The sequence below is a fragment of the Seohaeicola zhoushanensis genome (assembly GCF_014656415.1).
Taxonomy (GTDB): domain Bacteria; phylum Pseudomonadota; class Alphaproteobacteria; order Rhodobacterales; family Rhodobacteraceae; genus Seohaeicola_A; species Seohaeicola_A zhoushanensis.
In genome coordinates this window covers 1-23,799 of the sequence record NZ_BNCJ01000019.1, presented here as the reverse complement: position 1 = coordinate 23,799, position 23,799 = coordinate 1, and the positions used below count along the sequence as shown (strand labels likewise).

The window sequence follows — 23,799 nt, the reverse complement described above, 5'->3', positions numbered from 1 at the left end:
ATCAGGCGGCTTTCGTTGTGATGCTGAGAATGGGGTCGATCTCCTCCTTGTCGATCTGGGCGAAGGCCTCGACCATCATGTAGCGGCTGGCCGTCTGCCATTCGTCGTTCTGCTCGAAGAGGACCGCGCCGATCAGGCGCATGATCGAGGCCTCGTTCGGGAAGATGCCGACGACGTCGGCGCGGCGCTTCACCTCTTTGTTCAGCCGCTCGATGGGATTGGTGCTGTGCAACTTGGTCCGGTGCTGTCGCTTCTTGACGGCGGTGACCGTCTGGGCAACCATATCAGGGCACCCGGAACACCGGATGCCCCATGACCTGCTGACCTAAGCAGCAAAATCTTCCCAACATAGGACGTTGTTCGAGACCACCATCGCCGGTCGGCCGCGCAGCGTGATCAGCGCATCGAGCTCTCGCACGACGCGAAGGCCGGAGAGCGAGGTGTCCGCCACCAGCGCCAGGCATTCCCGGCTGTAGTCGTCGACCACCGCCAGAACTCGGAACCGGCGGCCATCCGTCAGCGCATCGCTCACGAAGTCCAGGCTCCAACGCTGGTTCGGCGCATCCGGCACGAGCATCGGCCTGCGCGTTCCCAGGGCCCGCTTCCGGCCGCCCCGGCGGCGCACCTGGAGCTTCTCCTCGCGATGGAGCCGCCTGAGCTTCTTCAGGTTCATCACAATCCCCTGCCGGTCCAGCATCACGTGGATGCGGCGATAGCCGAACCGCCGCCTCTCGGCCGCGACGGCCTTCATCGCGGCCCTCGCCTCGGCATCGTCTGGCCGCACGCTGCGATAGCGCACGCTCGACCGGTCCACCGCCAGTGCCTGGCACGCCCGACGCTGGCTCACCCCGTGGACTGCCACGACGTGCTCCACCGCTTCCCGCCTGACGCCGGGCGCTACCACTTTCGCGACGCGACATCCTTCAGGATCGCGATGTCCAGCATGGCTTCCGCCAACAGCTTCTTCAGCTTCGAGTTCTCGTCCTCGAGCGCCTTGAGCCGTCGAGCATCAGACACCTCAAGCCCGCCGAACCGCGCCTTGTATTTGTAGAACGTCGCCGTGCTGACCCCATGTTTGCGGCAGACATCGGCCGTCGCCATGCCGGCCTCCTGCTCCTTCAGCATCCCGATGATCTGCTCTTCCGTGAACCTTGATCGCTTCATTGTCCGTCTCCTGGTTGGAGCGGACTCTACTTCAAACTGGAGGAAGAAACGGGTCTCAGGTCAATCACCAACCCCAAGCTGCTGCTTCTGGATGAGCCGACAGAAGGCCTCGCGCCAGTGATCGTCGAGGCGCTGGCGCAGGACGTCCAACGCATCTGCCGCGACAATGACTGCACCCTGATCCTGTGCGAACAAAACGTGTGGTTTTCTCGCGCCTGCACGGACATCGTCTATGTCATCGACAGCGGCCACATCGTGTTCAGCGGCAGTTGGGACGATTTCGACGCCAACCCGGACGTCAAGCAGAAGCACCTCGGCGTGTCCTGACCGAATTGCCGCGCCGCTCCGCGCGACGGGTCGCGGAGCGGCCGCGCGGAGGGGACGCCGGATCTACCGCGGTGCCAGCCGGATCGCGCCATCCAGGCGGATGGTTTCGCCGTTCAGCATTTCGTTGCCGACGATGTGAAGCACGAGAGATGCGAATTCTGCCGGGCGTCCGAGGCGCGAAGGGAAGGGAACCGACTGGCCCAGGCTGTCCTGCGCCGGCTGGGGCAGGCCCTTCAGCATTGCCGTTTCGAAAATGCCCGGAGCGATGGTGCAGACGCGGATCCCGTCGCGCGCGAACTCCCGCGCTGCGGTGATCGTGAGGCCGACGACGCCTGCCTTGGAAGACGCGTAGGCGGACTGGCCGATCTGACCTTCGTAAGCGGCGACGGAGGCCGTGTTCACGACGACCCCGCGTTCGCCCGTCGAGAGCGCCTCTGCGGTCGTCGCGGCGGCGGCGAACTGCTTCAGAACGTTGAACGTACCGATGAGATTGACCTCGATGACGCGCCTGTAGGCGTCCAGCGGCATCGCGCCGTCACGCCCCAGTATTTTCTGCGCCGGCGCGACACCGGCGCAATTCACGAGGATGCGCGCCGTGCCATGCGCTTCGCTTGCCGCAGTCAGTGCAGCCGTGACGCTGGCCTCGTCGGAAACGTCACATTGGCAGGCGATCCCGTTGATGCGCTCCGCGACGGCGCGTGCGGCCTCAGGGTTGAAGTCAAGGATGGCAACTTTTGCCCCTGCGGCGGCCAGAGCCTCTGACGTCGCTTCGCCCAGTCCGGATCCGCCACCGGTCACGATGGCTGCCAGTCCCTTGATGTCCATGTCTGTCTTCCCGTTCCTGAGTCAAAGTCGTTCGAGTGCCAGGGCGATCCCCTGACCACCGCCGATGCACATTGTCACTAGCGCCCGCCGTCCGCCGATGCGGTCGAGCTCATGCATCGCCTTCACGATCAGGATGGCGCCGGTTGCCCCGACGGGATGACCAAGCGCGATCGCGCCGCCGTTCGGATTGACCTTCTCCGGGTCGAGCGAAAGGCCGCGATTGACGGCAATCGCCTGCGCGGCGAACGCTTCGTTGGACTCGATCACGTCAAAGTCGTCCGTCCGGAGCCCGGTACGTTCACATAGCCGCGTCACTGCCGGAATGGGGCCGTAGCCCATCACATCAGGCCGGACGCCGGCGGTCGCGAAGCCGACGATGCGGGCTTTGGGTGTCAGGCCGTCGCCGGTGACTGCACTTTCACGTGCAAGTACCAGCGCGGCCGCTCCGTCGTTGATGCCAGAGGCATTTCCGGCGGTCACAGATCCGTCCCTCGCAAATGCTGGAGGCAGGGCCGCGAGTTTCTCCGGCGTCGTCGCCTTGGGGTGCTCATCGGTATCGAAGACAACCGTGCCGCGTCTGGAGGCGATCTCGACCGGCACGATCTCTGTCTTGAACCGTCCCTCCGCGATGGCGCGGCCCGCACGGCTCTGGCTCTCCAGCGCAAAGGCATCCTGATCCGTGCGGCTTATCTGTTGTTCGGTCGCCACGTTTTCTGCTGTGACACCCATGTGACCAGTTCCGAAGGGACAGGTCAGCGTGCCGACCAGCATGTCGGTCGCGACGGCATCCCCCATCTTCTGTCCAAAGCGGACCTGCGGGAGGGCATAGGGCGCCCGGCTCATGCACTCGGCACCGCCTGCCAGCGCAAACTCCGCTTCGCCCGAAATCAGGATCTGGGCGGCGGACACGATGGCCTGTACGCCGCTGCCGCAAAGACGGTTCACGTTCATTGCGGGGCTGGTGTCGGGCACTCCGGCTTCGAGTGCGGCAATTCGCGACAGGTACATGTCGCGCGGTTCGGTATTGATGACATTGCCGAAGACCGTGGTTCCGATGCGGTCGGCGGAGAGTCCGGCCCGATCAATCGCAGCCTTGGCGACGATGGCGCCGAGACGCGACGGCGGAAGCGACGACAAACTGCCGCCGAAGCTTCCGATGGCGGTCCGGGCGCCGGACAGTAGCAAGATGTCGGTCATGGTAACCTCGGGTTCAGTTCAGCGATGCTTGAAGACGGGTTTGCGCTTCTCGATAAAGGCGATCATGCCCTCGGCCTTGTCATCAGTGCCGAACAGAGCCTGCAGAAGCCGCCGTTCGTACCGGACGCCTTCGGCCAGAGAAATTTCCTGGCTGCGTCGGGTGGCATCGCGGATCGACATGGTCGAGGGTAGGGACATGCCCGCGATGGTTTCGGCCACCTTCAAGGCCTCGTCCAGCAGTTCGGCTGACGGAACGACACGGCTGACGAGGCCGGCACGTTCGGCCTCTTCGGCGGTCATCATGCGCCCGGTCAGGTTCATTTCCATCGCCTTGGCCTGCCCGACCAGGCGCGTCAGGCGCTGAGTGCCGCCCATGCCGGGCATGATCCCCAGCTTGACCTCGGGCTGGCCGAAGCGCGCGGTGTCCGAACACAGGATGAAGTCGCACATCATCGCCAGTTCGCATCCGCCGCCGAGCGCATAGCCCGACACCGCCGCGATCACCGGCTTGCGCAGCATCGGCACCCGGTCCCAGAGGCCGAACTGATCCGCCACATAGACCTCGGCGAACCCCTTCGGCTGCATCTCCTTGATGTCCGCGCCAGCTGCGAAGGCCTTGTCCGACCCGGTGATCACGATGCAGCCAATCGCGTCATCGATTTCCGCCGCGACCAAGGCTTCGACGATCTCGCCAGCCATGGTCGCGTTGAGGGCGTTCAATACCTCAGGACGATTCAGGGTGATCAACAATACGCGGCCCCTGTGCTCCGCCAGAATGGTCTCGTAGGTCATGGACGCTCCGAAAGGACGTGAATTGGAGAATGGACGAAGGACATTCTAAGTCTCTTGCGCACGGCACTTGCGACGGTGCGGCCCGACATCGCCGGATCAACAGTGCACCCGAAACGGCGAGCGCCCAAGGGTAGGGACATCAGCTCAGTTCGAAGCCGTTGTAGTCATGGTAGGCAACCTGCTCTGATCGTTGACGATATGCCGGACCGCCGCCGACATGGACAAGCGAGCGGCGCTCGATGGACCCATCCGGCTTCTCGACCACCTTTACCCACCACGCGTTGGCCTCTGCCAGCAAGGTGCGCGAGAAGTCGCGGTATACTTCCTCAGTCCAGCTGTCCTGCGCCTTTTCAGACGGTTCCGATCGCGTCAGGCCGCGCGCCTTCATGTAACTGATCATGCGGGTTACCCATTCGCCCTGAAGGGCTCCACAGACACCAACATTGCAGAACGTCGATCCGTTGTGCGGACCCACGAGCGTGAAAAAGTTGGGGAAGCCCTTGGACTGCAAGCCGAGGAAGGTTACGGGGCCATCAGCCCAGGCCTCCTTCAGCGGCAAGCCGTTCTTGCCCCTGATGTCAATGCGATCAAGAGCGCCGGTCACTGCGTTGAAGCCTGTTGCAAAGATGATGACATCCAGATCGTATTCTCCATCGCTGGTCCGTATGCCGCGAGGCGTGATTTCCTGAATCGGCGCTTCGCGAATGTCCACTAGGTGCACATTGTCCTTGTTGTAGGTCTCGTAATAGTTCGTCTCCATCGGCACGCGCTTGGAGCCGAACGGGTGATCCGTCGGAATGAGCTTCTCTGCGGTGACCGGGTCCTTCACCCGTTGACGGATCTTGTCGGCGACGAAATCTGCCAGGTATTTGTTGGACTCGGCACTTACCAGAAGATCCCTGAAACCGCTCAGCCAGATACCGTACCCCGGTTGGTCATAAAGCTTCGCGAACAGGGCCTGCCGTTCCTCGGCGGACACATCCGTCCCCTTGCGCGGGTCGCGGTGATACGGGAAAGCGGTATCGGTCGACTTCACGTATTCCAAGGTTGTGGGATAGCTGTTGCGCAAGAGGTCCATTTCCCGGTCCGAGATCTTCTCGTTTCCGAGGGGGGTGCACCAATTTGGGGTCCGCTGGAAGACGAACAGCTCGGCCGCCGTTTCGGCGGCAATGGGAATGATCTGGACGCCGGTCGCGCCCGTGCCGATGACACCGACTTTCTTGCCGGAAAAGTCGACGTTGACGGGGTGCCCTTCAGAATCCGTTGGCCAGCGCGAAGAGTGAAAGGATTCACCCTGATATGTCTCGATCCCGGCAATGTCGGGCATGCGCGTCGCCGACAACGGGCCCGTCGCCGAGATGAAGAAGCGACAGGTCACAACCTCTCCGCCGCTCAGCGTGATCGACCAGATGCCATCTGCATCTGAATAATGCGCCGCCACTACAGTGGTCTTGAACCTGAACAGTCTCCGGACATCCATTGCATCCGCGGCACGGTTCACATAGCGCAGCACCTCCGGCTGCGACGCGAACCGCTCTTCCCAGTTCCACTCGGGAATGATGCCCTTCATAGCGAAATAGCCGTAGGCGTAGCTTTCCGTATCCAGCCTGCATCCCGGGTAGCGGTTCCAGTACCAGGTCCCGCCCACGTCATCGCCGGCCTCAATGCCCAGAACCGTGTGGCCCGCCTCCTCCAGAAGGTGGACCTGGTAGATGCCGGTTATGCCCCCGCCGACGACAACTGCGTCATACTGTGGAACGTTTTTTTCGTCAGACATCATGCGACTCCCCGGCGCTACGAAACATGGATATATACAATCATGTCTTTTTTATTCACGCAAGAATATTTGTGGATCGGTAGGCTGGAAATCGATGAAATATTCCATGTGCTGTTGCCCCACGTCGCCTACGAACGAAGACGTTTCCCCGACAGTGCCGCCGAAATCCAGCTCCGTGTTTCGGCGGGATCGATGATCGCATCCAGCTCGAGGGACTCGGCCACACGAAGCGCTTTACCGTTGGCGTAGACCTCCGCCAGCAGCCGGTCGAACAGGGCCTGCCGTGCGGCTGGGTCGGTTTCTGCCATCAGTTCCCGGCGATACCCGAGCCGGACCGCGCCCTCTGGTCCCATCCCGCCGAATTCGCCACTGGGCCATGCCAGCGTAAGGGAGGGCGCATGAAATGATCCGCCGGTCATCGCCATCGCGCCCAGTCCGTAGGCCCGCCGGGTCACGACGGCGACCAGCGGCACGGAAAGCTCCGCCGCCGCATTGAGCATTTCGCCGGACGCCCGAACCAGTCCGGTCCGTTCGGTGCGCGTGCCGACGGAGAACCCAGGCGTGTCGCAGAGGGACAGCACCGGCAGTCGGAAGCGGTTGCACAGGCGCAGAAACCGGGTGGCCTTGCGGGCTTCGGCGGCGCCGATCGCGCCCGCATCGTACGCGGGATTGTTCGCGATGATCCCCACGGCGTGTCCGTCTATCCGGGCGAAGGCGGTGGTCATCGCAGATGCATAGGTCTGGCCCAGAGCGACGAGACTGCCCAGATCCACAATCAGGTCGAGCACCCGTGACACGTCATAGGCACGCCGTCGGTCGGCGGGCAGGACCTGCCGCAGCGGAACGGGATCCGGCGCCTCTCCGGATATGTGCAGGCCCGAGAGACAGGCGATGACGCTGTGTGCGGCCTGCGTCGCGGCAGCTTCGTCGGGAACCAGAAGGTCCACGGTACCGGTTTCCGCATGCATCCGGGCAGGCCCGACATCACGGGCCGCCGGATTTCCCATGCCGGCCGCGTCGATCATCGCCGGACCGGCCATGCCAAGCGATGCCTCGCGAGTCGCGATCACCACGTCCGAGGTGCCGGCCAGCACGGCATTGCCAGCGAAGCACAGGCCATGCACCACGGTGACGCGCGGTGCGCTGATCCGCGCGAACTGGAGAAAGCCGGTCATGTCCAGACCGGTCGCACGGGTGGCGTCGTCGACATCGCCGGGGCGACCGCCGCCGCCTTCCACGAAGCCCGCGACCGGCAGCCCGTCTCTGGCGGCGATGTCCAGCAGGCGTCGCAGCTTCTTGTGGTTCATCAACGATTGCGTTCCTGCCGCGACGGTCTCGTCATAGGCGAAGGCGGCGATCCGCTGTCCCGTTCCGCGCAGGGCGCCGATCCCGGCGATCAGTCCGTCAGCGGGCATGCGTTCCCGCAGTTCGGCTATGTCGCGCCGGGTACGTTGCGCGGCGACGGCCAATGCGCCGATCTCGTGGAAACTGCCGGGGGCGCAGAGGGCGTCGACATTCTCCCGCGCTGTCCGGCCACCATTCTCAAATCGGCGCGCCATGGCGTCGGGCCGCGCGGCGTCCTCGGTCAGGGCCAGACGTTGCCGCCATTCGATCAGATCCTGACGGTCCTCCGGGGGTCTGCGAATTGCCGCCGCAGATTCGATCCGGTCGCTTGCGGCAATCCGTGCAATCGGGTCATCCGCCGTTACTTTGTCCCCGTCGCGGACCGAAAGCCCTGCAACAGTGCCGCCGACGCCCGCCGACACGGGATACTCCATCTTCATCGCTTCGATGATCGCGATCTCATCGCCGGGTCTGACGACATCGCCCTCCGCGACCATCACCCGGCTGACTAGACCGGAGAGCGGCGCGATCACGACATCTCGCGCAGCGATGTCTTCGCCGGTATTGCGGGATGCCATCTGCTCCAGCAGCCGACCGACGAAACCAGTGTCGAGCGTGCCGTTGGCCAGTTCGGGCGCACGCAGAAGATCAGCGAGAAGCGGAGCGTTTGTTTCGATACCCTCGATCCGGCAATCGTCCAGTGCCTGCGCGGCGAAGCCCAGGCTGGCCTCAGCGTTCAACCCGCGTCCATGCACGATCAGTTTCGCCAGAAGGCTGTCATATCGACCGGTGACCTCGTCCTCCTCGCGCAGGCCGGTGTCGAAACGTAGGCCGGGACCGGTCGGCGGGCGCAGCGATCGGATACGACCGGTGGTTGGGGTGACCTGTCCGTCCCGACCCACACGTTCGGCGTTCAGGCGGAGCTGGATGGCATGACCCGAGGGCGTGGGCAACGGCGCATCGAGCCCCAGATCGGCAAGCGACGCCCCGTCGAGCACCAGAAGCTGGAGCTGCACGAGATCGAGGCCCGTGATCTCCTCGGTGATCGTATGCTCTACCTGGATACGCGGGTTGACTTCGAGGAAGCTGAAGCGACCGTCATTCGGCTCCACCAGGAATTCAACCGTGGCCAGGCTTCGAAGCCGGACCTCGGAGGCGATCCGGAGGGCTGCCGCCCGCATGTCAGCCCGCAATTTGTCGGGAAGATGTGGGGCAGGGGCGATTTCGATCAGCTTCTGGTTCCGCCTCTGCACGGAACAGTCGCGGTCCCACATATGAATGACGGCGCCCGACCCGTCGCCGAAGACCTGCACCTCCACATGACGGGCGTTGCGGACCATGCGCTCGATGAACAGCGCGCTGTCGCCGAAGGCCGACAGCGCCTCCGATGCACTGGCAGCGAACGCCCTGTCGAGTGCGTCCGCAGTTTCGACTGGCCTGATGCCCCTGCCGCCGCCGCCGGCGACCGCTTTCAGCATCGCAGCGGAGCCGTCAGGCAGGGAGGCGAAGAAGGCCCGCGCCTGCTCCAGTGTCACCGGATCCTCCGGACCTGCGATCACAGGCACATCGACGGATCTGGCCAGCCTGCGCGCCGCCACCTTGTCGCCCAGCAGGGCAATTGTCGCCGAAGGAGGTCCGGCGAACCCGATCCCCTCGGCTTCGAGGCGGGTCACGAAAGCCGAAGACTCGCTTAGAAAGCCGTAGCCGGGATGGACTGCGTCGCAGCCAGTTTCCTGGGCGACGGCGATCAGCGCGTCGATATTCAGATAAGCCGCCGACCCTTCCGCGTCGAGGTCAATCGCCCGGTCGGCAAGCGCCACGTGGGCCGATACTGCATCGTCGGTCGCATAGACCGCGATGCATTCGATCCCCATCCGAGATGCGGTCTGAATGATGCGGCAAGCAATCTCGCCTCGGTTCGCGACAAGCAGTCTGCGTGGCATCGGCTACATTCCGTATTGGGCGAGAACCAGCACGATCTGCGGGACTGCGGAGATCAGAAGCACGACCGCAAGGTCCATAATCATGAACCATAAGACACCCTTGAAGATGTCCGTCAATTGGATGGTGTTACCGACGACGCTCTTGATGACAAAGACATTCATGCCAATCGGGGGCGTGATCATCCCGATCTCAAGCAGTTTCGTGAGAAGTACGCCGAACCAGATCAGGCTCAGCCCGGCGCCGTCGACCACGGGCATGACAATGGGCAGAGTCAGAAGCATCGCGCCAACCGGTTCGAGGAACATGCCGATGAGAAGGTACACGATCACGATGGAGAGGATCAGCATCGCCGGGCTTCCGCCGAAGTCGATGATCGAAGAGGAAATGTACTCGCCTGTTCCTGAGAGTGTCAGGAAGCGCGTGAAGAGCGTGGCGCCGACCGCAATGAAGATCAGCGTTCCAGTCGTCTTCAGTGTCTCGACGATGGCGAGGCTGAAGCGCTTCCACGTTAGCGATCGCTTGATCGCGGCGACGATGGTGGCGAGGAAGGCACCGACCGCGCCGGCCTCGGTTGGGGTGAAGACGCCGCTGAAAAGACCGCCGAAAATACCGACCATGATGAGGATGATGGGCCATGTGTCCTGAAGCGCGGACATACGTTCCGACATCGACGGGTGTTCATCGACACGCGGTGCCAGCGAAGGGTTCAGTTTGACCCTGATCAGGACCACGAGGATGTAACCAATGGCCGAAATGACACCCACGCCTATGCCGCCGAGAAACAATGCGCTGACCGGAACCTGCGCAATAACTGCGTAAAGGATCATAATGATCGAGGGCGGGATCAGTGCCCCGATGGTACCTGCGACCGCGACCGTGCCGGTGGCAAGTTGCGGATGGTACTTTGCCGCCAGCATCTCTGGTACGGCGATACGGCCCATTGCGGCGGAACATGCCACGGACGACCCGCAGACGGCCGCAAACCCCGACGAGCCCAGAATAGCCGAGATCGCCAGTCCGCCGGGCAGCCCTGAAAGCCAGAGCCGCGCCGCACGGAACAAGCCGGCCGTGAGTTCGGTATGGTAGCAGATGTAGCCAAGCAGCAAGAACATCGGCACCGAACTCAGTACCCAGTTCGCAGCGAAGCCGTAGGGCATGATGCCGAGCGCGCCCCAGGCAACGTTCCAGCCGATCATCAGCCACATCCCCGCGAACGACACCGCGGTGAGGGCGATGGCAATAGGTACCCGAAGCGCCAGCAAAGCCAGCAGCACGCCGAGGGCCGACAGGCCGATCTGAATGTCAGTCATTGAAGTTTTCCACTGGGTCCAGCCTGGTGAAGTCGGGCAGGAACGGAGAGCGCGCGGACCGGGACAGGTATCCGATCAACTTGATGATCAGCACGATGACCATTAGTCCGAACCCGATCGGCAGCAGGAAATTGGATGGCCAGATCGTGACAGTGGAGTTGCCTTGCAGAACGGCCGCACCACTTTCCATTTGCCGGATCGCTTCTTCCCAGGTCTTTCCCGTGAACAGCATGCAGACGGCAAGCGACACAAAGAGCGTGATGATCGCGATGATCCGCTGGCCCGTTTCCCCCAAGCCAGCGGTGAACACCTCCACGGAGATGTGTGCGTCTTCTTCTTCGGCGAGCGCCAGAGGCAGAAAGACGGCAACGACCATATAGTAGTTCGACACGATGGTGATCGTACCGGGGAGGGACGTATTGAACAGGTACCTCCCGGCCACGTCGGCCGTGATGTGAAGCATCATCAGCGCGATCGCCAGCCCACCTAGAACAGTGGTGAAGCGGTTGATCCTGGTGACGAGCGTTGCTGTCTTCTGCATCTGGAACATCTCAGAAGCCGTGGGTGTTGACGTCGACTTTCGAGAAGATCTCGGTCCAGAGGAACTCTTCATACGTCTCGACGCTGTCGATGTCCTTGGCCAGGCCGACCCATTTCTCGAGGATCGGCGTGAAGGTGTCGAGCATCGCCGAGCCGTCCTTGATGTTGTACTTGGAGGCAACTTCCTCGAGCATCGCGGCCGTGTCCTTCACCACAAACTCCTTGGTCTTGTCGACGATCGACGCATCCGCATCCGCAACCTTCGCACCGGCGGCCTTCGCTGCATCGAGCGCCTGCGCCTCGGCCTGCTGGAATGCCCAGGCGTACTGTGCCTGGCTGTAGGCTCCGGCCTTCATCAGTGCGGACCGCTCTTCTGCCGACAGGGCCTGCCAGGTGTCGCGGTTGATGTTTACAGGAGCACCCGCGGCGACACCGCCCGGAACGCCCACGGCGATGTCGGTGACGAGGCTGGTGAGGTTCCAGTTCACCAGTTCGGCCGCCGAGGCGACGAGGCAGTCCAGAACGCCCTGGCTCATGCCTTCGTTCATTTCGCCAAGTGTGATGGATACCGGATTGCCGCCGACGTATGCCGTCCACCGTGCCCAGTTGGACGGTGCCCGCATCCTGAGGCCGGCCAGTGCATCAGCCGAACCGATCGGCTTGTTGCACATCAGATAGTAGGCCGAGGTGGAGGCGATGCTGGTGAAGACCTGGTTCTGCGCCTTGAATTCGTCGTTGCAGCCCGGGCAGTGGAAGAAGGTGTATTCGGTCAGTGCGGATGCGAAGGCCATCGCCTCGCGGCCTTTGACGTCGTCGCCGAAATTGATCATCTGGATCGTGGTGTTGGGGACCAGATTGTTGATCGGATACTCCGTCGGATGATACCCGGTCGCAAGAAGCCCCATATCGGCGATGCCGTCACGTACGCCCGGAGACGTTTCCGGGAAGCTGAGCAGCGACGAGGGGAAGACCTTGACGGTCAGGTCGCCACCGGTCAGTTCTGAGACCTTAGCCGCGTATTCCTCCATCACCTTCACCGGCGCAGAGTTCGGCGGATAGCCGATCGCGAAGCGCAGTTCTTTCGCTTCCGCGACCGTTGTCAGTGCAATCACCGCGGCGACCGCGCATGAAGTAGAAAGTATCCTCATCTTATCCTCCCTGGAATGATCAATATTGCTCTTTGTCGGCCGAATCGGAGAGATCAGTTGCCATAGTTCTCGAAGTCGATTTTCGAATAGATCTCCTGCTCGTAGAGTGCGGCTAGATCCTCGACACTGGCTATTCCGTTGACGAGGCCAACCCACTTCTCGAGCAACGGGCGGAAGGCCGCCATCATGTCCGGCGCGTTGGCCACGCCAAAAGCCTTAGAATACAGCTCTGCCACGGTGGAAGCGTCCTGCGCCAGAAAGCTCGCGGTCGCGGCCTTGAGGTCGGCCTCTGGCTCATGGGTTTTGATGCCCTTGCCTGCCGCTTCTTCTACCACCGCCGTCTCGCGGCTATGGTCGATGAAGGGGATGGCTGCGGACATATAGGCCGCGCCCCTCAGGAAGGCAGACCGCTTCTTGGTGTCCAGACCCTTCCAAACATCTGCGTTCACCGTCGTAGCCGGCGTCGCGGCGAAGACACCGCCCGGCACGCCAAGCGTGATGTCGGTCACCGCGTTGATCAGCTGGAAATCCTTGAGCGCGGTCACGGTCGAGAGCACCGTGCAGTCGATGATACCTTGCTTCATCGCCTCGAGCGATTCCTGCCCAGTAATCTGGACCGGAGATGCGCCGAGTGCAACGGCCCAACGGTTCCACTGGCCCGCTCCGGCACGTAGCCGCTTGCCCTTGAGCGCCTCGGCGGAGGTGACGGGCTGGTTGCACAGCAAGTGGTACGATGCCGTCGGCCCGACCCCCGTGAAAACCATGTTCTGCGCCTTGTATTCGGCGAGGCAGTCCGGACAGTTCAGGATGATGTATTCCATCATCGCGCCACCATAGGCCATGCCCGCGATCTTGTTCACGTCCGCGCCGACGTTCGAGAGCTGCATCGACATGTCGTTCAGCAGGTTGGTGCGCGGAAAGTCTTTCGGGAAATACGGCGTCACCATGTAGCCTATGTCAGCGATTCCGTCGCGGATACCGCCTTCCATCTCACCGAAGCTCAGCAGGGCGCTAGTGTATACCTTGACGGTCAACTCGCCACCCGATGCGTTGGCGATGATCTTCGCCGCAGATTCTGCTGCGTCGATGGCTGCGGCGCCCGGCGGATAACCGACGGCGTATCGAAGTTCTTCGGCGTCGGCACTTGTGACTGCACCAACAAGTAGAGCCGACCCCATAACAAAGGCAGAACGTAGATTCATAGTTTTCCCTCCCTGGTCTGCCGACTCTTGATCAGCATCTGAGCGCCAAGAATATTGCCGCGGGGCATCCTGTCAACAGTAAAGTTGACTGACGTAGTTGCACCGCGCCATGAAAAATAACTATTTTATTACAATAAGTTAATAGGATATTTTCGGAGAATTAGCCCGCCGGCTGCACGTAATATGCGTTGACAAATCCTTTCTCAGTCAACATTGTAGTTGACCAGAAGCCCGGCCTTGAGGGTTTCGTTCGGAATCAAAAACGGACAATCTTGGGCCGGGACGCAGGTATAGGAGGAGTTAAACTTGCGGGCTACGCGCGAATGGACGGAAGTGTCCCCGATCGGTGATCTGCTGATACGGTCAGCCAGGCTTTTCGGAGACCGGAAAGCCGTGGATTTCATCGACTCATCGACAACTTACGACGAACTTCTGAGAGGCGCGCGAAACGTTGCGGCAAGTCTGATCGCGTCGGGCATCGGCTATCGCGACCACGTTGGACTGATGGCGACCAACGGCGTACCGTTTCTGCACGGCATCTTCGGCGCACTTCTGGCCGGATGCGTCATCGTTCCCATCAATGTTCGGCACAAGAGCCGGGAAGTGGGGCATATCGTGCGCAACGGACGGTTGAAGGCTATCTTGGCCACGGCAAGCGACGATGAGTACGTAAATTTCACAGAGGTTCTGTCCGAAGCGGTCTCCGGGCTGGCCGAGGCTGCCGACCCGATGAACCTGTCTCTGCCGGAGACACCCGATTTACGGGTGGCAGCGCTCCTCGCAGGGGACGGCCGTGCCGGCTTCGTCGATGCCGATGCATTCCTCGCGGCTGGTGGTTCTGTCGATCCAGCAACTATCAACGACCGGCGACTCGCCGTGAACGTCCGCGACTTGGCGATGATCCTTTATACCTCCGGCACCACGGCGGATCCGAAGGGTTGCCTGCTCACTCACGAGGCCCTATCGCGAGGCACCGTCGAGCGCGCGGACACGCGGTTCCGGGTCGGCGATCACGACGTCCATTGGAATGCGGGGCCGCTCTTCCATATCGCGGCCCTGGGTCCGCTGGTGGGTTGCATTGGTGTTGGAAACACCTTCCTGTCAGACACGTTCTATGACCCGGTCCGGGCAGTCGCGCAGATGCAGCGCGAAGGCGTGACGATGGCCTGGCCATGGTTCCCGGCGCTCGTCCAGGGTCTGATGGATCAGGAGGCGTTCAGCGCCGAGGCGCTACCGCAACTTCGCAAAATCATGATGATCGGCCCTGTCAGCCTTGCCGAAAAGGTCGCGGCACGGTTTCCCGGCGTCGACCTCATGCAGGCCTGCGGGATGACCGAGACAAGCGGGATCTTCGCCCTGTCGAAAGCGGATGACACCTTTGAGGAAAGGACCGTGACCCAAGGCAAGATGTCACCAGGCATGTCGTGCCGGATCGTCGATCCCGAGACCGGTCAGGATTGCGACGACGGACAGGTCGGCGAGATCTGGGTGCGGGGATACTGCGTCACGGAAGGGTACTACAGGGCTCCCGAAAAGACGGCGGAGGCCATGACTCCCGACGGATGGTTCAAGACCGGCGACATGTATGTGCGAACGCCCGAAGGCAACCTCATCTTCTTCGGACGTTACAAGGACATGCTAAAGGTCGGCGGAGAGAACGTCGCGGCGATTGAGATCGAGGCCTTCCTGTGCAGCTATCCTGGCGTCCGGAGCGTGGAGGTCGTGGGCAGGCCCGACCCCAGGCTCGATGAGGTGCCGGTGGCCTTCGTCGAGCTCATGGCGAATGCCGAGGTCTCTGCCGAGACCCTGATCGAGTACTGCAAGGGCCGAATCGCGCGTTACAAGATCCCCGTCGAGGTGAGGTTCATGGCGCCTGGAGCTTGGCCGATGTCTGCGACCAAGGTCGACAAGCGTGCGCTGCGCCAGCTTCTGATATGAGCGGGCTGACCGTCGATGACCTCCGCGCCGAGGCCGAGGCCCGGCTGGCCGGACTGGAAGATGGCGCGAGCCTCGATGCCTTGCAAGACGCGCTCGTTCGGTACGCGATTGCCGTGTCTCCCTCCTGCCTGAATACAGAGGCTGCTGACGCCGCGGCGTCGCAGGCCCTTGCGGCGGGAGGAACGGTTGCGATGCTGCACGAGGTGATCGTCCTGGTGTCAGGTCTCGGGGTGCATTCGTTGATGACTATGTCCGCCCGTCTGCCCTTGCCGGATGCGTCAGACGCGGCGCGTGACGGACTTTGGAACAAGTTTGTCGGCGATAACCCGTACTGGACGCAATTCGAAACTCAGGTTCCGGGGTTCCTGGGCGCTTTGCTCGCCCATTCCCCCGCGGCATTCGAGGGCTTTTTCCAGTACTGCTCTCTACCCTGGTCGAACCGGACGCTGTCCAGTCGCACGATGGAACTCATTTCGCTTGCGGTGGATGCGTGTCCGGCGCACCGGTTCGGACCCGGTTTCCGACTACATCTCGAGAATGCTTTGAGCCTAGGGCTGTCGCGGCGTCAAATTCTCGAAGCGATGGACATTGCCGCGGCGTCAGGAGGACACGTCGGAGTTCACTGAGGCGGAGTGCCCCCGGAGGCCATCGAAGAAAATCTTGCAGAAGGCGTCCGCGACGACCTCCGGTCTGTTCCTGCCTTCGGGATCATACCAGCGGTGTGTCCAGTTCAGCATGCCGAAAATCGAGTTCGCGCAGAGCGATACGCTGATGTCGTCCCGGAAATCGCCGGCCGCTATGCCGGCCCGGATCAACGCTGCGAAGGCCGCTTCGATCATTTTGACCTGGTTGTCGACCTTCTTCGCCCAATCGCTTTTCGGATCGACGATCGTGCCGATGTCCTGTTGCAAGTAGACGAAAAGATAGGGATAGTTGTCGTGGTAGGATACCATGAGCATCCGGACCAGCTTCTCCAGTTTTTCCGGGTTTGATGTGTCTGGATCGTTCTGAATGCGGCGCAGCCCGTCGAGGTTGGAGCTCAGCGCTCCTTCAATCGCCTCTTTGAAGATCTCCTGCTTGCTGCCGAAGTAGTAATAGAGCGTGGCCCGGTCGAGCCCCGTGTGGACAGCAATGTCGCCGAATGTCGTGGCGTCGAAGCCCTTCGCCTTGAAGATAGTGGCGGCGATGCGCACCAGCTCGCGCCGACGTGTCACGTATTCTTCCGCGCCTTCATCCAACGCCGCCTGGCGCCTGCGCGAGATGTTCGACGGTGCATTTTTCTTTTTCTTCGCAGGCAATGGATTCTTCCGGATGAAACTATCGTCACAGCGAGATTGGACCGACGCCGAGACTTACTGGCCGACTCTCACGCGCGCAATGACCCCCGGTACAGGAATCTGTAAAGTGGATCCCCGAGGCCACGTTCGCCTTGTCGGAAGTCAGACAGCGGAATCGGAGGGGGTGCATCGGACCATGTCTCCGTCTTCCGCCATTCGAGGACGACGGTACGTTCCGCGATCTTCCAGAGGCCGTCGCGCCGTTCGATCCGGTCGAGATAGCGCGCCCCCATGAGATCGACGACATCGGGAGGGCTTCGTCGAACGAGGGTCACCAGAACATGCGACTCGCACAACGCCAGGTCGCCCTCGAGGGTCATGATCGTATTGGTCACCGAATGCATCGTGCGACTGTTCGCCCGCTGAAGTCTGTCCGCCAGAAAGTCGGCAAAGTCGTGTCCGTTGCCCTTCCAGTATCCGTGATCGTCGTAAGAGTCGGCATGATAAGCCGAGCGTATGATGTCCGGATCGCAGCGGTCAGCACCGCGGCAATAGGTATAGAGCACCTCGTGGACGGCTTCACGATCCAGAAGCCTTTGCAGTGTCGCGTCCGTCATTCCTGTTCCTCCCAAATGTCATCAGGCACCAGAACCTGCTTTCCGGTCACGGTCCTCTCTCCAAGTGCATGGATCGCCGAGGCCGCTTCGGAAAACGGCAGGATCTTGTGCACGTCAGGAGTGACCGCCCCGTCCTTCCAGTAGCGCAGCATCGTGACGAAATCGGCCTGATGCTGGGCCGGGTCACGCTGCGTGGCGGGCCACCAGTACGCCCCTACCAGGGCATAGCCCTTGAGCATGGCCAGGTTGGCGGGCAGCGACGGTATGCGCCCACTGGCGTAGCCCACGGTGACAAGGCGACCGCCCCAGGCCATCAGGCGCGACATCGCATCGAAGGCGTCACCGCCTACAAGGTCGAGGCAAACTTCCGCCCCGGCCCCTTTCGTCAGGGTCTTCAGCGCAGACCTCAGGTCCTCGGTCTTGTGATCGATCACGTGATCAGCCCCTCGGCGGCGGACCGCATCGGCCTTGGCCGTTCCTCCGGCGACGGCGATCACGGTGAGACCAAGAAGCTTGCCAAGCTGGATGGCGGCCAGTCCGACGGCACCTGCCGCACCGAGGACGACCAGAGTTTCGCCCTCCTTCACAGCCGCCCTCCGCACCAGCGCATGATGCGCCGTACCGAAGGCGCTGAAGAAGGCGGCCGCGTCGACAAAGCTCATGTCGTCGGGAATCTTGATCGCAGATGCGGCTTCCAGAAGTGCATGGGTTGCGAACCCCCCGTAACCCTTTGCCGTCAGGCCCATGACCCGTCGGCCAATGCGATCTGTCCCCGGGCCGTCGCCATCCTCGACGATCACGCCTGCGACTTCGAAGCCGGGCGCGAAGGGCAGGGGAGGCTTTTGCTGGTAGAGACCCTCAACAATAAGGCGGTCGGGAAAATTGACCGCGGCCGCCTGAACGCGGACCAACACACGACCCGGTGACACCGTATCGCGGGGCAGCAGACCCTGACGAAGTTCGTCAACGTTGCCAAGAGCATGGCAGACCACTGCGATATCGTTTTGCATCAAATCCTCTCTCCCTGACCTTGGAGCGGCCCATCCTCCTACAGGCCGCCGGAAGAGATTCTTCCACTCCAGTCAACTATAGTGTTGACTAACTTCGTCCGCTTTTGCAAGAGTTGTGTGGCCGATGGAGGTGCCGGACAAATCTCCGATTCCCGCTGCATCACCAGCGGTTGCTACCCTGAGCGGCTTTGAAAAATTGAGGAGGACATCGTGTCTGAAGCAGAAATGAGCGCGTTGGACCGTATCGTCGAAGAACGGGCGATCGAACGCATGATGTACGAGTATTCGTACAGCCTGGACATGAACGATCCGGCCACCCTAGCGGCGCTATTTGTCGAAGACTGCGAAGTGTCCTACGCACCCCGGTTCGGCGCCAAGGGAATGGAAGCCTACAAGCAGACGCTCGAAGGCATCGGCAGCTTCTTCAAGGCAACCAGCCACCACAATTCCAACATCGTGATCGACTTCGTCTCGCCGACCGAGGCCAACGTTCGGTCCATCGTTCTGGCGATCCACCGCTACCAGAAGGAACAGCCGGATGGCTGGCTGTTCGGTCAGTACTTCGACACGGTGGTCAAGGATGGCGGCCAGTGGAAATTCAAGCGGCGCGAGCTGCGCACCGACTTCACGATCGACTACCATGTCAGGGCGGCCAATCCGATCGGCCGGGCCTGACCGCGACCACCATGAGCGATGCCCCCATACTTCTGGAACATGACGGCCCGGTCAGTTGGATCGTCCTGAACCGCCCTGATGCTGCAAACGCCCTGTCGGTGGAGCTGCTCGAAGCCTTTTCGGACACGCTCGACACCCTCAGGACAGAGGGCGGGCCGGTCGTCGGCCTGCGAGCAAACGGCAAAGGCTTCTGCTCAGGCATGGATCTGGCGAAGTACGGTGGCGATGCCGTGGCGGGCCCCATGGGCGATGTTGCGCGGTTGCAGACCAATCTGGGCCGGTGGATGGCGATGTGGGACCACCCCAAGCCCGTCATCGCGGCCGTGCACGGGTACTGCATGGGGGTCGGCGCGCAGATGATCGGCTTCGCGGACATCACGGTCGTCTCGGACGATGTGCGTATCGGCGAACCCGGCCTGCCGATCGGTGGTGGATACGTGGCTCCGGCGTGGGTCTCTCATGTTGGAGTGAAGCGGGCGAAGGAATTCTCGTTCCTGCCCGGCAATCACATTGACGGCCCGACGGCCGTGGCGTGGGGTCTGGTCAACCACTGCGTATCTGCCGGACGTCTGCTCGACGTCGTGCGGGAGCTGGCGGCCCGCATCGCGACTGTCCCGCCCGAGGTCTTGCGAGGCAAGAAGGCTTCGATCAACCGCGCCGCAGAGGCGCAAGGCTTCCGCACCGCCCTGGCGGGTATTTCGGAATCGGATGCTCTGCTGCATTTCGAACCATCCGTCCTAGCGATCCGGGAACGCATGAAACGTGACGGCCTGAAATCCGTCCTGGCCGAGTTCCGGGGCAGGTCGTCAAACGAGATCGCCGGCGGCGAGTGACCGGCACATCCAAGGAAACAGCAATGTCCGATATCGAATTTTCCATCTCCGATCATATTGCGCACGTTCGGCTGAACCGGCCGAAGGCTCTGAACTCGATCACGCCGGAAATGGACAACCGCCTTGCCGAAATCTGGTCGCAAGTGAGCGACGACCCGGACATTTGGTGCGCGATCCTTTCCGCCGAAGGCGAGAAGGCCTTCTGTGCCGGGGCCGACATCAGCGGTGGCGCCGAGATGAAGCAGCGCGTGGCGCTTGGCGGCGGTCTGACCGGCATCGGCGGTCCCCTCGTGAAACTGAAAAAGCCCCTGATAGCAGCGGTGCAGGGCTACTGTCTTGGTGGTGGGTTCGAAATTGCGATGTGCGCCGACATCATTGTCGCTGCGGATACCGCTCAGTTCGGACTGCCTGAAACCCGCGTGGGCATCATCGGCGAATGCGGCGTCGTTCACAGGGCAATCCGACAGCTTCCGCATCACATCGCCATGGCGCTGATCCTGACAGGCGAGAGGATGAAGGTGGCGGAGCTTGCTCCTTATGGTCTCGTCAACGAGGTCGTACCATTCGCCGATCTCCAGTCCGCAGCTCTCGCCTGGGCGGGCAAGATCACGGCGTCCTCTCCCCTGGCCGTTCAGGCCGCCAAGGAAGCAGCCCTGTCGCGACTGTCCGACCCGTTGGAGGTCGCTCTGACGACCAAGTTCGAGGCGATCGAAGCCTATGCGGCCTCCAACGATGTCAAGGAAGGAATGACGGCCTTTTCGGAGAAACGGAAGCCGGTCTGGACTGCGACTTGACCATCGGACAAAGCAGTATTGATGTTCTGGGCCGGATCTATCCTCTCCGAGCAGACTACGGATCCGGGATATTCCGGAGGCGTGTACGGGTTCTTCCCGGCGCCGGAAGCGTCACGGCAGTCCTGAACGACTCGTTCCACTCCATGTGGATGCGCCTCCACCATGACGGGCGAACCGTGACGGAGGTGGAGGCGGAACTGAACCGGTTCCCCAAGTCCACTTGTCCGGCGGCCGCGGATGTTCTGACGGAGCTGCGGGGTCTGCCAATCAGCGCGGACCGCCGCGACCTGTTCTCGGACGGCCGGGCCGGTCGCAACTGCACTCATCTGTTGGACATGGGTCTGCTGGCGCTGCGATTGACGGATCGGGGCGACGGCGAGACGGTTTTCGATGTCGCCATACCCGATGTCGTGGACGGACGGACCGAGCTGACAGCCTGGGTCAACGGCGCGGTGTTCCATCACTGGACCTTGACCGGCGACACTATCACTGCGCCTGAAAAAATCGCCGGGACCAACGTCTTCGGTGGCTTTGCCTCCTGGGCCGAAGCACGCTTCGACGGTGTCGCCCTAGACGCCGCGCGGGTCGCTCAGAAATCCGTTTTCGTGTCGAAGGGACTTGCATACAAAGTCGATGGCGTTCCGCAGGTGCGCGCCATCAACGAAACCCACCGCCATGGTCAGTGTCACTCATTCTCGTGGCCCAGTGTGGAGGTCGCCACGGACAACGTGGGTTACGTCATCGATACGACAGCCGGAATAGACGAGCCAAACATTGAACGTGCAACACGAAACTAGCAGATCTCAGCGGGTTCAAAATTTTCTTCCAATTGACCGCCGCCATATGCCGCCATATGCCGCCTCTCACCACCGGTACCGCGTCGCAAGCGCCCATAGTTCGACTCGCTTCATTCTACTGATGTGTCTAACTGTCTAGCGACTCAAGCGCGTCGAACTGGCGAGGGGAGATTGCTTCATGGATTTTACCGGTATATCAGCTTGAGTTCAAGTTGTGCTAAGGCTATCGTATCGAAGCGCTTGAACTCGGTGTACGCGGCCCGGCAATTTTGCGAGCACCTAGTTACTAGGCGAGCTGAAAATAACGATGACTGCGAGCCGAGCAATTCCAGATGAAGAAAAAGCCCTCACTCACGAATTCCATCAAGCAGGATCTCGATGATATCAAACGAAAGAGTATCCTGGATGAGGCTAGGACGCAGTTTTTTGAGAGTGGCTATGAAACGACATCACTTGAATCCATAGCGGAAGCTTTGGGTGTAAGCAGACAGTTCATTTACTCTCGGTTTTCCAACAAAACAGAGCTTTTGGTGGAGCTATGTCGCATAGGAGCATCCGCGGCAGATCGTGCGGTTAATTACAATGAGACACTGAATGATACACCTCCAGAACGGCTTAAGAGGGTTGTTTCATATTTTGTAGAGATTCAGATTGAAAACCAAGTTGAGGTCTCGCTTTTCTTTAGAGAAGCCAACAGCCTCCCTAAAGAAGTGGCAGATGAAATGAACTCATCAAAGCTGAGGTTTCACAGAATGCTCTGTGGAATCCTTGCGGAAGGAAAAAATCAAGGATACTTCTGGTTTGAGGATACTTCCATTACTGCATCAGCTGTAGGAGGTATGGCGTCTTGGGCCTTTTTCTGGTTTCAGCCGGAAGGCCAATTGTCCGCGCATTTGGTGGCAGAGCAAATTTCGAAGATTGCACTTAGGGCAGTGGACAAAAGCAACTAGCAACTTCTGTGGTTGCCGCCCATTGTGCAAGTCCGTCTGGCTTTAGGGCTTAGTGATCGAGTGCGGTCTTCTGTCAGGCCGGTTGAGGCGACACCAACCCAGCGAGGTCCTGTCGCAAACTTCTGGGGTTGACCCGAGCGGGTCGTGGCCAGACATTGCATTCATCCTAGGAACACCGGACGGAGGCGGAGCGATGATCTCGTTCGAGGGCGCGCAGTTTCCGAAGGATGTGATCCTGTTCGCGGTGTTCTTCTATGTCCGCTACACGGTGTCGTATCGCGACCTTGAAGAGATCATGGCAGAGCACGGCGTACGAGTGGACCTTGCGACGCTGAACCGCTGGGTGGCCAAGTACTCGCCGCTGATGTCACTGTACCCTAATAGATCAGATTCTGCGGATTCGGGGCATTTTGGGGCGCTTTTGCACCCTTAATTGCAATATATCCACAGGCGCCACGCTTGAGTTCTCGACGCCCCTTTGGCGCTTCCAGATTGCATCGGCGCGCGCCAGAAGTGCTTGACGATTTGCGTCTAGTCCGAGCTCGGAGATGGCCTGGCGGGCTGCCCGCAGTGCGCTCTCGGACGCACTTGGACGGCTCATTCCATGTGTTTCCTGCCCGGTCGGATGCTCCGTTTCGCGCCGTCCCGGAAACCGCCGGTCAAGGTCCTGCGACAATCCTCGTACCCGCTCAATCACCCCACGATGCCGAGGAAAGACCCGGCGCAATTCCCGGAGCACCCGGTCGTTTCCTCGCACGATGATGGCGGCACCCAACAAGGGACGGGTCATGCCGACACCTACCGCGGCGAGTGCCATCAACCTTTCGCGCTCGTTCCCGGAGGTGAGCGACCCCAGATGCCCGATCCCCAACACGGTCATTACATGCAGGATCATATCCGTCCGGTGCAACCGCTTGAGGTCGTTCGTGGCGGTAGCTGTTTTCAGCGCTTTCGCGCCGCGAGCAGCCCGCGCAAGAAGTCTGTCTGATACGTCTCCGGCTGGATGCTTCGCCACCAGGGCCTGACCACAGGTTTCGCAGGTCATCGACCATGCGAACCGCCAATGGCGAAGAACCAGATCGGGTGTTTTATCAACGCACCCCGGACAATAGTGGAAGTCATGGCGCGCCACGCATCGCACGGAATGATGCACCGTGTCCGGGAGGGTCATGGCGGCGATCTCATCAGGGATCCGCCGAACCCCCTCACATAGGCGGGCCCAGTTCACCGCGTGCAAGTCACTTTCACGCTCCGGCACCCTGCCCTGCCCCAAACCGAGAGTAAGCGCCTCGGCGGTCCCCTACGCGGCGCGGCTTGACGCGGTTCGGAAGTTCCAAG

The 23,799-nt window shown here is 61.4% G+C and carries 21 protein-coding genes and 3 pseudogenes; 9 read left to right on the top strand and 15 right to left on the bottom strand.

Annotation, left to right across the window (positions count from 1 at the left end):
• Position 1 precedes the first annotated feature (1 nt).
• Together IE266_RS21445 and IE266_RS26980 are read right to left on the bottom strand one after the other, a co-directional pair.
• A pseudogene (locus tag IE266_RS21445) lies at positions 2-247 on the bottom strand (transposase); the annotation flags it as partial.
• Between the two features lie 108 nt (positions 248-355).
• Positions 356-1,164 (bottom strand): annotated as a pseudogene (locus IE266_RS26980) (IS3 family transposase); the annotation flags it as partial.
• Positions 1,165-1,281: 117 nt separating this feature from the next.
• On the opposite strand from IE266_RS26980, the gene IE266_RS21430 reads away from it, so the two are divergent.
• Positions 1,282-1,491: a P-loop NTPase family protein gene (locus IE266_RS21430; RefSeq protein WP_189682177.1), complete on the top strand. Its 210-nt coding sequence runs from the start codon at positions 1,282-1,284 to the stop codon at positions 1,489-1,491.
• Positions 1,492-1,554: 63 nt separating this feature from the next.
• Here IE266_RS21430 and IE266_RS21425 read toward each other — a convergent pair whose 3' ends face one another.
• From IE266_RS21425 to IE266_RS21385, 9 genes are all read right to left on the bottom strand, one after another.
• Positions 1,555-2,316, bottom strand: a complete 762-nt coding sequence (locus tag IE266_RS21425) for an SDR family NAD(P)-dependent oxidoreductase (protein ID WP_189682176.1) — start codon at positions 2,314-2,316, stop codon at positions 1,555-1,557.
• Between the two features lie 21 nt (positions 2,317-2,337).
• Entirely contained in the window at positions 2,338-3,513 is a 1,176-nt protein-coding gene (locus tag IE266_RS21420; RefSeq protein ID WP_189682175.1) for an acetyl-CoA C-acyltransferase family protein, read from the bottom strand.
• Between the two features lie 18 nt (positions 3,514-3,531).
• Positions 3,532-4,305 carry an enoyl-CoA hydratase gene (locus tag IE266_RS21415; protein WP_189682174.1) on the bottom strand — a complete coding sequence of 258 codons (774 nt, stop codon included), beginning with the start codon at positions 4,303-4,305 and terminating at the stop codon, positions 3,532-3,534.
• A 139-nt stretch (positions 4,306-4,444) separates the two neighbouring features.
• Positions 4,445-6,082: a flavin-containing monooxygenase gene (locus IE266_RS21410; protein WP_189682173.1), complete on the bottom strand. Its 1,638-nt coding sequence runs from the start codon at positions 6,080-6,082 to the stop codon at positions 4,445-4,447.
• 128 nt (positions 6,083-6,210) lie between these two features.
• The gene (locus IE266_RS21405; RefSeq protein ID WP_189682172.1) at positions 6,211-9,369 is read right to left on the bottom strand and encodes an acetyl-CoA carboxylase family protein; all 3,159 of its coding nucleotides are present in this window, start codon (positions 9,367-9,369) and stop codon (positions 6,211-6,213) included.
• A gap of 3 nt (positions 9,370-9,372) precedes the next feature.
• Complete coding sequence (locus IE266_RS21400) at positions 9,373-10,680, bottom strand: TRAP transporter large permease (RefSeq protein ID WP_189682171.1); 1,308 nt, start codon at positions 10,678-10,680, stop codon at positions 9,373-9,375.
• The gene (locus IE266_RS21395) at positions 10,673-11,221 is read right to left on the bottom strand and encodes a TRAP transporter small permease (protein WP_189682170.1); all 549 of its coding nucleotides are present in this window, start codon (positions 11,219-11,221) and stop codon (positions 10,673-10,675) included. The genes IE266_RS21400 and IE266_RS21395 overlap by 8 nt, the downstream gene beginning before the upstream one ends.
• Before the next feature lie 10 nt (positions 11,222-11,231).
• Entirely contained in the window at positions 11,232-12,368 is a 1,137-nt protein-coding gene (locus IE266_RS21390; protein ID WP_189682169.1) for a C4-dicarboxylate TRAP transporter substrate-binding protein, read from the bottom strand.
• A 53-nt stretch (positions 12,369-12,421) separates the two neighbouring features.
• On the bottom strand, positions 12,422-13,570 hold the full coding sequence (locus tag IE266_RS21385) for a C4-dicarboxylate TRAP transporter substrate-binding protein (protein WP_189682168.1): 1,149 nt from the start codon (positions 13,568-13,570) through the stop codon (positions 12,422-12,424).
• Between the two features lie 333 nt (positions 13,571-13,903).
• Here IE266_RS21385 and IE266_RS21380 point away from each other — a divergent pair, with 333 nt between their 5' ends.
• Positions 13,904-15,508 (top strand): class I adenylate-forming enzyme family protein, encoded by a 1,605-nt coding sequence (locus IE266_RS21380; protein ID WP_268249767.1) that lies wholly within the window; start codon positions 13,904-13,906, stop codon positions 15,506-15,508.
• Positions 15,505-16,134 (top strand): carboxymuconolactone decarboxylase family protein, encoded by a 630-nt coding sequence (locus tag IE266_RS21375; RefSeq protein ID WP_189682166.1) that lies wholly within the window; start codon positions 15,505-15,507, stop codon positions 16,132-16,134. Before IE266_RS21380 ends, IE266_RS21375 begins: the two co-directional genes overlap by 4 nt.
• Here the strand turns inward: IE266_RS21375 and IE266_RS21370 are convergent.
• The 3 genes from IE266_RS21370 to IE266_RS21360 all read right to left on the bottom strand — a co-directional run bounded on the left by IE266_RS21370 (position 16,108) and on the right by IE266_RS21360 (position 18,412).
• A complete protein-coding gene (locus tag IE266_RS21370; protein WP_189682165.1) occupies positions 16,108-16,806 on the bottom strand; it encodes a TetR/AcrR family transcriptional regulator in 699 nt (232 codons plus the stop codon). The genes IE266_RS21375 and IE266_RS21370 overlap by 27 nt on opposite strands.
• 68 nt (positions 16,807-16,874) lie before the next feature.
• Positions 16,875-17,402, bottom strand: a complete 528-nt coding sequence (locus IE266_RS21365; protein ID WP_189682164.1) for a nuclear transport factor 2 family protein — start codon at positions 17,400-17,402, stop codon at positions 16,875-16,877.
• On the bottom strand, positions 17,399-18,412 hold the full coding sequence (locus tag IE266_RS21360) for an NADPH:quinone oxidoreductase family protein (RefSeq protein ID WP_189682163.1): 1,014 nt from the start codon (positions 18,410-18,412) through the stop codon (positions 17,399-17,401). Before IE266_RS21360 ends, IE266_RS21365 begins: the two co-directional genes overlap by 4 nt.
• A gap of 210 nt (positions 18,413-18,622) precedes the next feature.
• On the opposite strand from IE266_RS21360, the gene IE266_RS21355 reads away from it, so the two are divergent.
• From IE266_RS21355 to IE266_RS21330, 6 genes and pseudogenes are all read left to right on the top strand, one after another.
• A complete protein-coding gene (locus IE266_RS21355) occupies positions 18,623-19,087 on the top strand; it encodes a nuclear transport factor 2 family protein (RefSeq protein WP_229864370.1) in 465 nt (154 codons plus the stop codon).
• Positions 19,088-19,098: 11 nt separating this feature from the next.
• Entirely contained in the window at positions 19,099-19,920 is an 822-nt protein-coding gene (locus IE266_RS21350) for an enoyl-CoA hydratase/isomerase family protein (RefSeq protein WP_189682162.1), read from the top strand.
• Between the two features lie 23 nt (positions 19,921-19,943).
• Positions 19,944-20,714 (top strand): enoyl-CoA hydratase-related protein, encoded by a 771-nt coding sequence (locus tag IE266_RS21345; protein ID WP_189682161.1) that lies wholly within the window; start codon positions 19,944-19,946, stop codon positions 20,712-20,714.
• Complete coding sequence (locus tag IE266_RS21340) at positions 20,711-21,511, top strand: DUF2889 domain-containing protein (protein WP_189682160.1); 801 nt, start codon at positions 20,711-20,713, stop codon at positions 21,509-21,511. Before IE266_RS21345 ends, IE266_RS21340 begins: the two co-directional genes overlap by 4 nt.
• A gap of 332 nt (positions 21,512-21,843) precedes the next feature.
• Positions 21,844-22,461 (top strand): TetR/AcrR family transcriptional regulator, encoded by a 618-nt coding sequence (locus IE266_RS21335; RefSeq protein WP_189682159.1) that lies wholly within the window; start codon positions 21,844-21,846, stop codon positions 22,459-22,461.
• A 193-nt stretch (positions 22,462-22,654) separates the two neighbouring features.
• Positions 22,655-22,819 (top strand): annotated as a pseudogene (locus IE266_RS21330) (IS6 family transposase); the annotation flags it as partial.
• A 27-nt stretch (positions 22,820-22,846) separates the two neighbouring features.
• Here the strand turns inward: IE266_RS21330 and IE266_RS21325 are convergent.
• Complete coding sequence (locus tag IE266_RS21325) at positions 22,847-23,632, bottom strand: hypothetical protein (RefSeq protein ID WP_189682158.1); 786 nt, start codon at positions 23,630-23,632, stop codon at positions 22,847-22,849.
• Positions 23,633-23,799 lie beyond the last annotated feature (167 nt).

Excerpts from the sequence above, each read along its gene's own strand:
- IE266_RS21350 (WP_189682162.1), top strand. The coding sequence starts at position 19,099 with ATGAGCGATGCCCCCATACTTCTGGAACATGACGGCCCGGTCAGTTGG.
- IE266_RS21415 (WP_189682174.1), bottom strand. The coding sequence starts at position 4,305 with ATGACCTACGAGACCATTCTGGCGGAGCACAGGGGCCGCGTATTGTTG.
- IE266_RS21325 (WP_189682158.1), bottom strand. The coding sequence starts at position 23,632 with ATGACCCTCCCGGACACGGTGCATCATTCCGTGCGATGCGTGGCGCGC.
- IE266_RS21360 (WP_189682163.1), bottom strand. The coding sequence starts at position 18,412 with ATGCAAAACGATATCGCAGTGGTCTGCCATGCTCTTGGCAACGTTGAC.
- IE266_RS21335 (WP_189682159.1), top strand. The coding sequence starts at position 21,844 with ATGAAGAAAAAGCCCTCACTCACGAATTCCATCAAGCAGGATCTCGAT.
- IE266_RS21410 (WP_189682173.1), bottom strand. The coding sequence starts at position 6,082 with ATGTCTGACGAAAAAAACGTTCCACAGTATGACGCAGTTGTCGTCGGC.
- IE266_RS21400 (WP_189682171.1), bottom strand. The coding sequence starts at position 10,680 with ATGACTGACATTCAGATCGGCCTGTCGGCCCTCGGCGTGCTGCTGGCT.
- IE266_RS21420 (WP_189682175.1), bottom strand. The coding sequence starts at position 3,513 with ATGACCGACATCTTGCTACTGTCCGGCGCCCGGACCGCCATCGGAAGC.
- IE266_RS21425 (WP_189682176.1), bottom strand. The coding sequence starts at position 2,316 with ATGGACATCAAGGGACTGGCAGCCATCGTGACCGGTGGCGGATCCGGA.
- IE266_RS21375 (WP_189682166.1), top strand. The coding sequence starts at position 15,505 with ATGAGCGGGCTGACCGTCGATGACCTCCGCGCCGAGGCCGAGGCCCGG.
- IE266_RS21390 (WP_189682169.1), bottom strand. The coding sequence starts at position 12,368 with ATGAGGATACTTTCTACTTCATGCGCGGTCGCCGCGGTGATTGCACTG.
- IE266_RS21405 (WP_189682172.1), bottom strand. The coding sequence starts at position 9,369 with ATGCCACGCAGACTGCTTGTCGCGAACCGAGGCGAGATTGCTTGCCGC.
- IE266_RS21345 (WP_189682161.1), top strand. The coding sequence starts at position 19,944 with ATGTCCGATATCGAATTTTCCATCTCCGATCATATTGCGCACGTTCGG.
- IE266_RS21385 (WP_189682168.1), bottom strand. The coding sequence starts at position 13,570 with ATGAATCTACGTTCTGCCTTTGTTATGGGGTCGGCTCTACTTGTTGGT.
- IE266_RS21395 (WP_189682170.1), bottom strand. The coding sequence starts at position 11,221 with ATGCAGAAGACAGCAACGCTCGTCACCAGGATCAACCGCTTCACCACT.
- IE266_RS21365 (WP_189682164.1), bottom strand. The coding sequence starts at position 17,402 with ATGACGGACGCGACACTGCAAAGGCTTCTGGATCGTGAAGCCGTCCAC.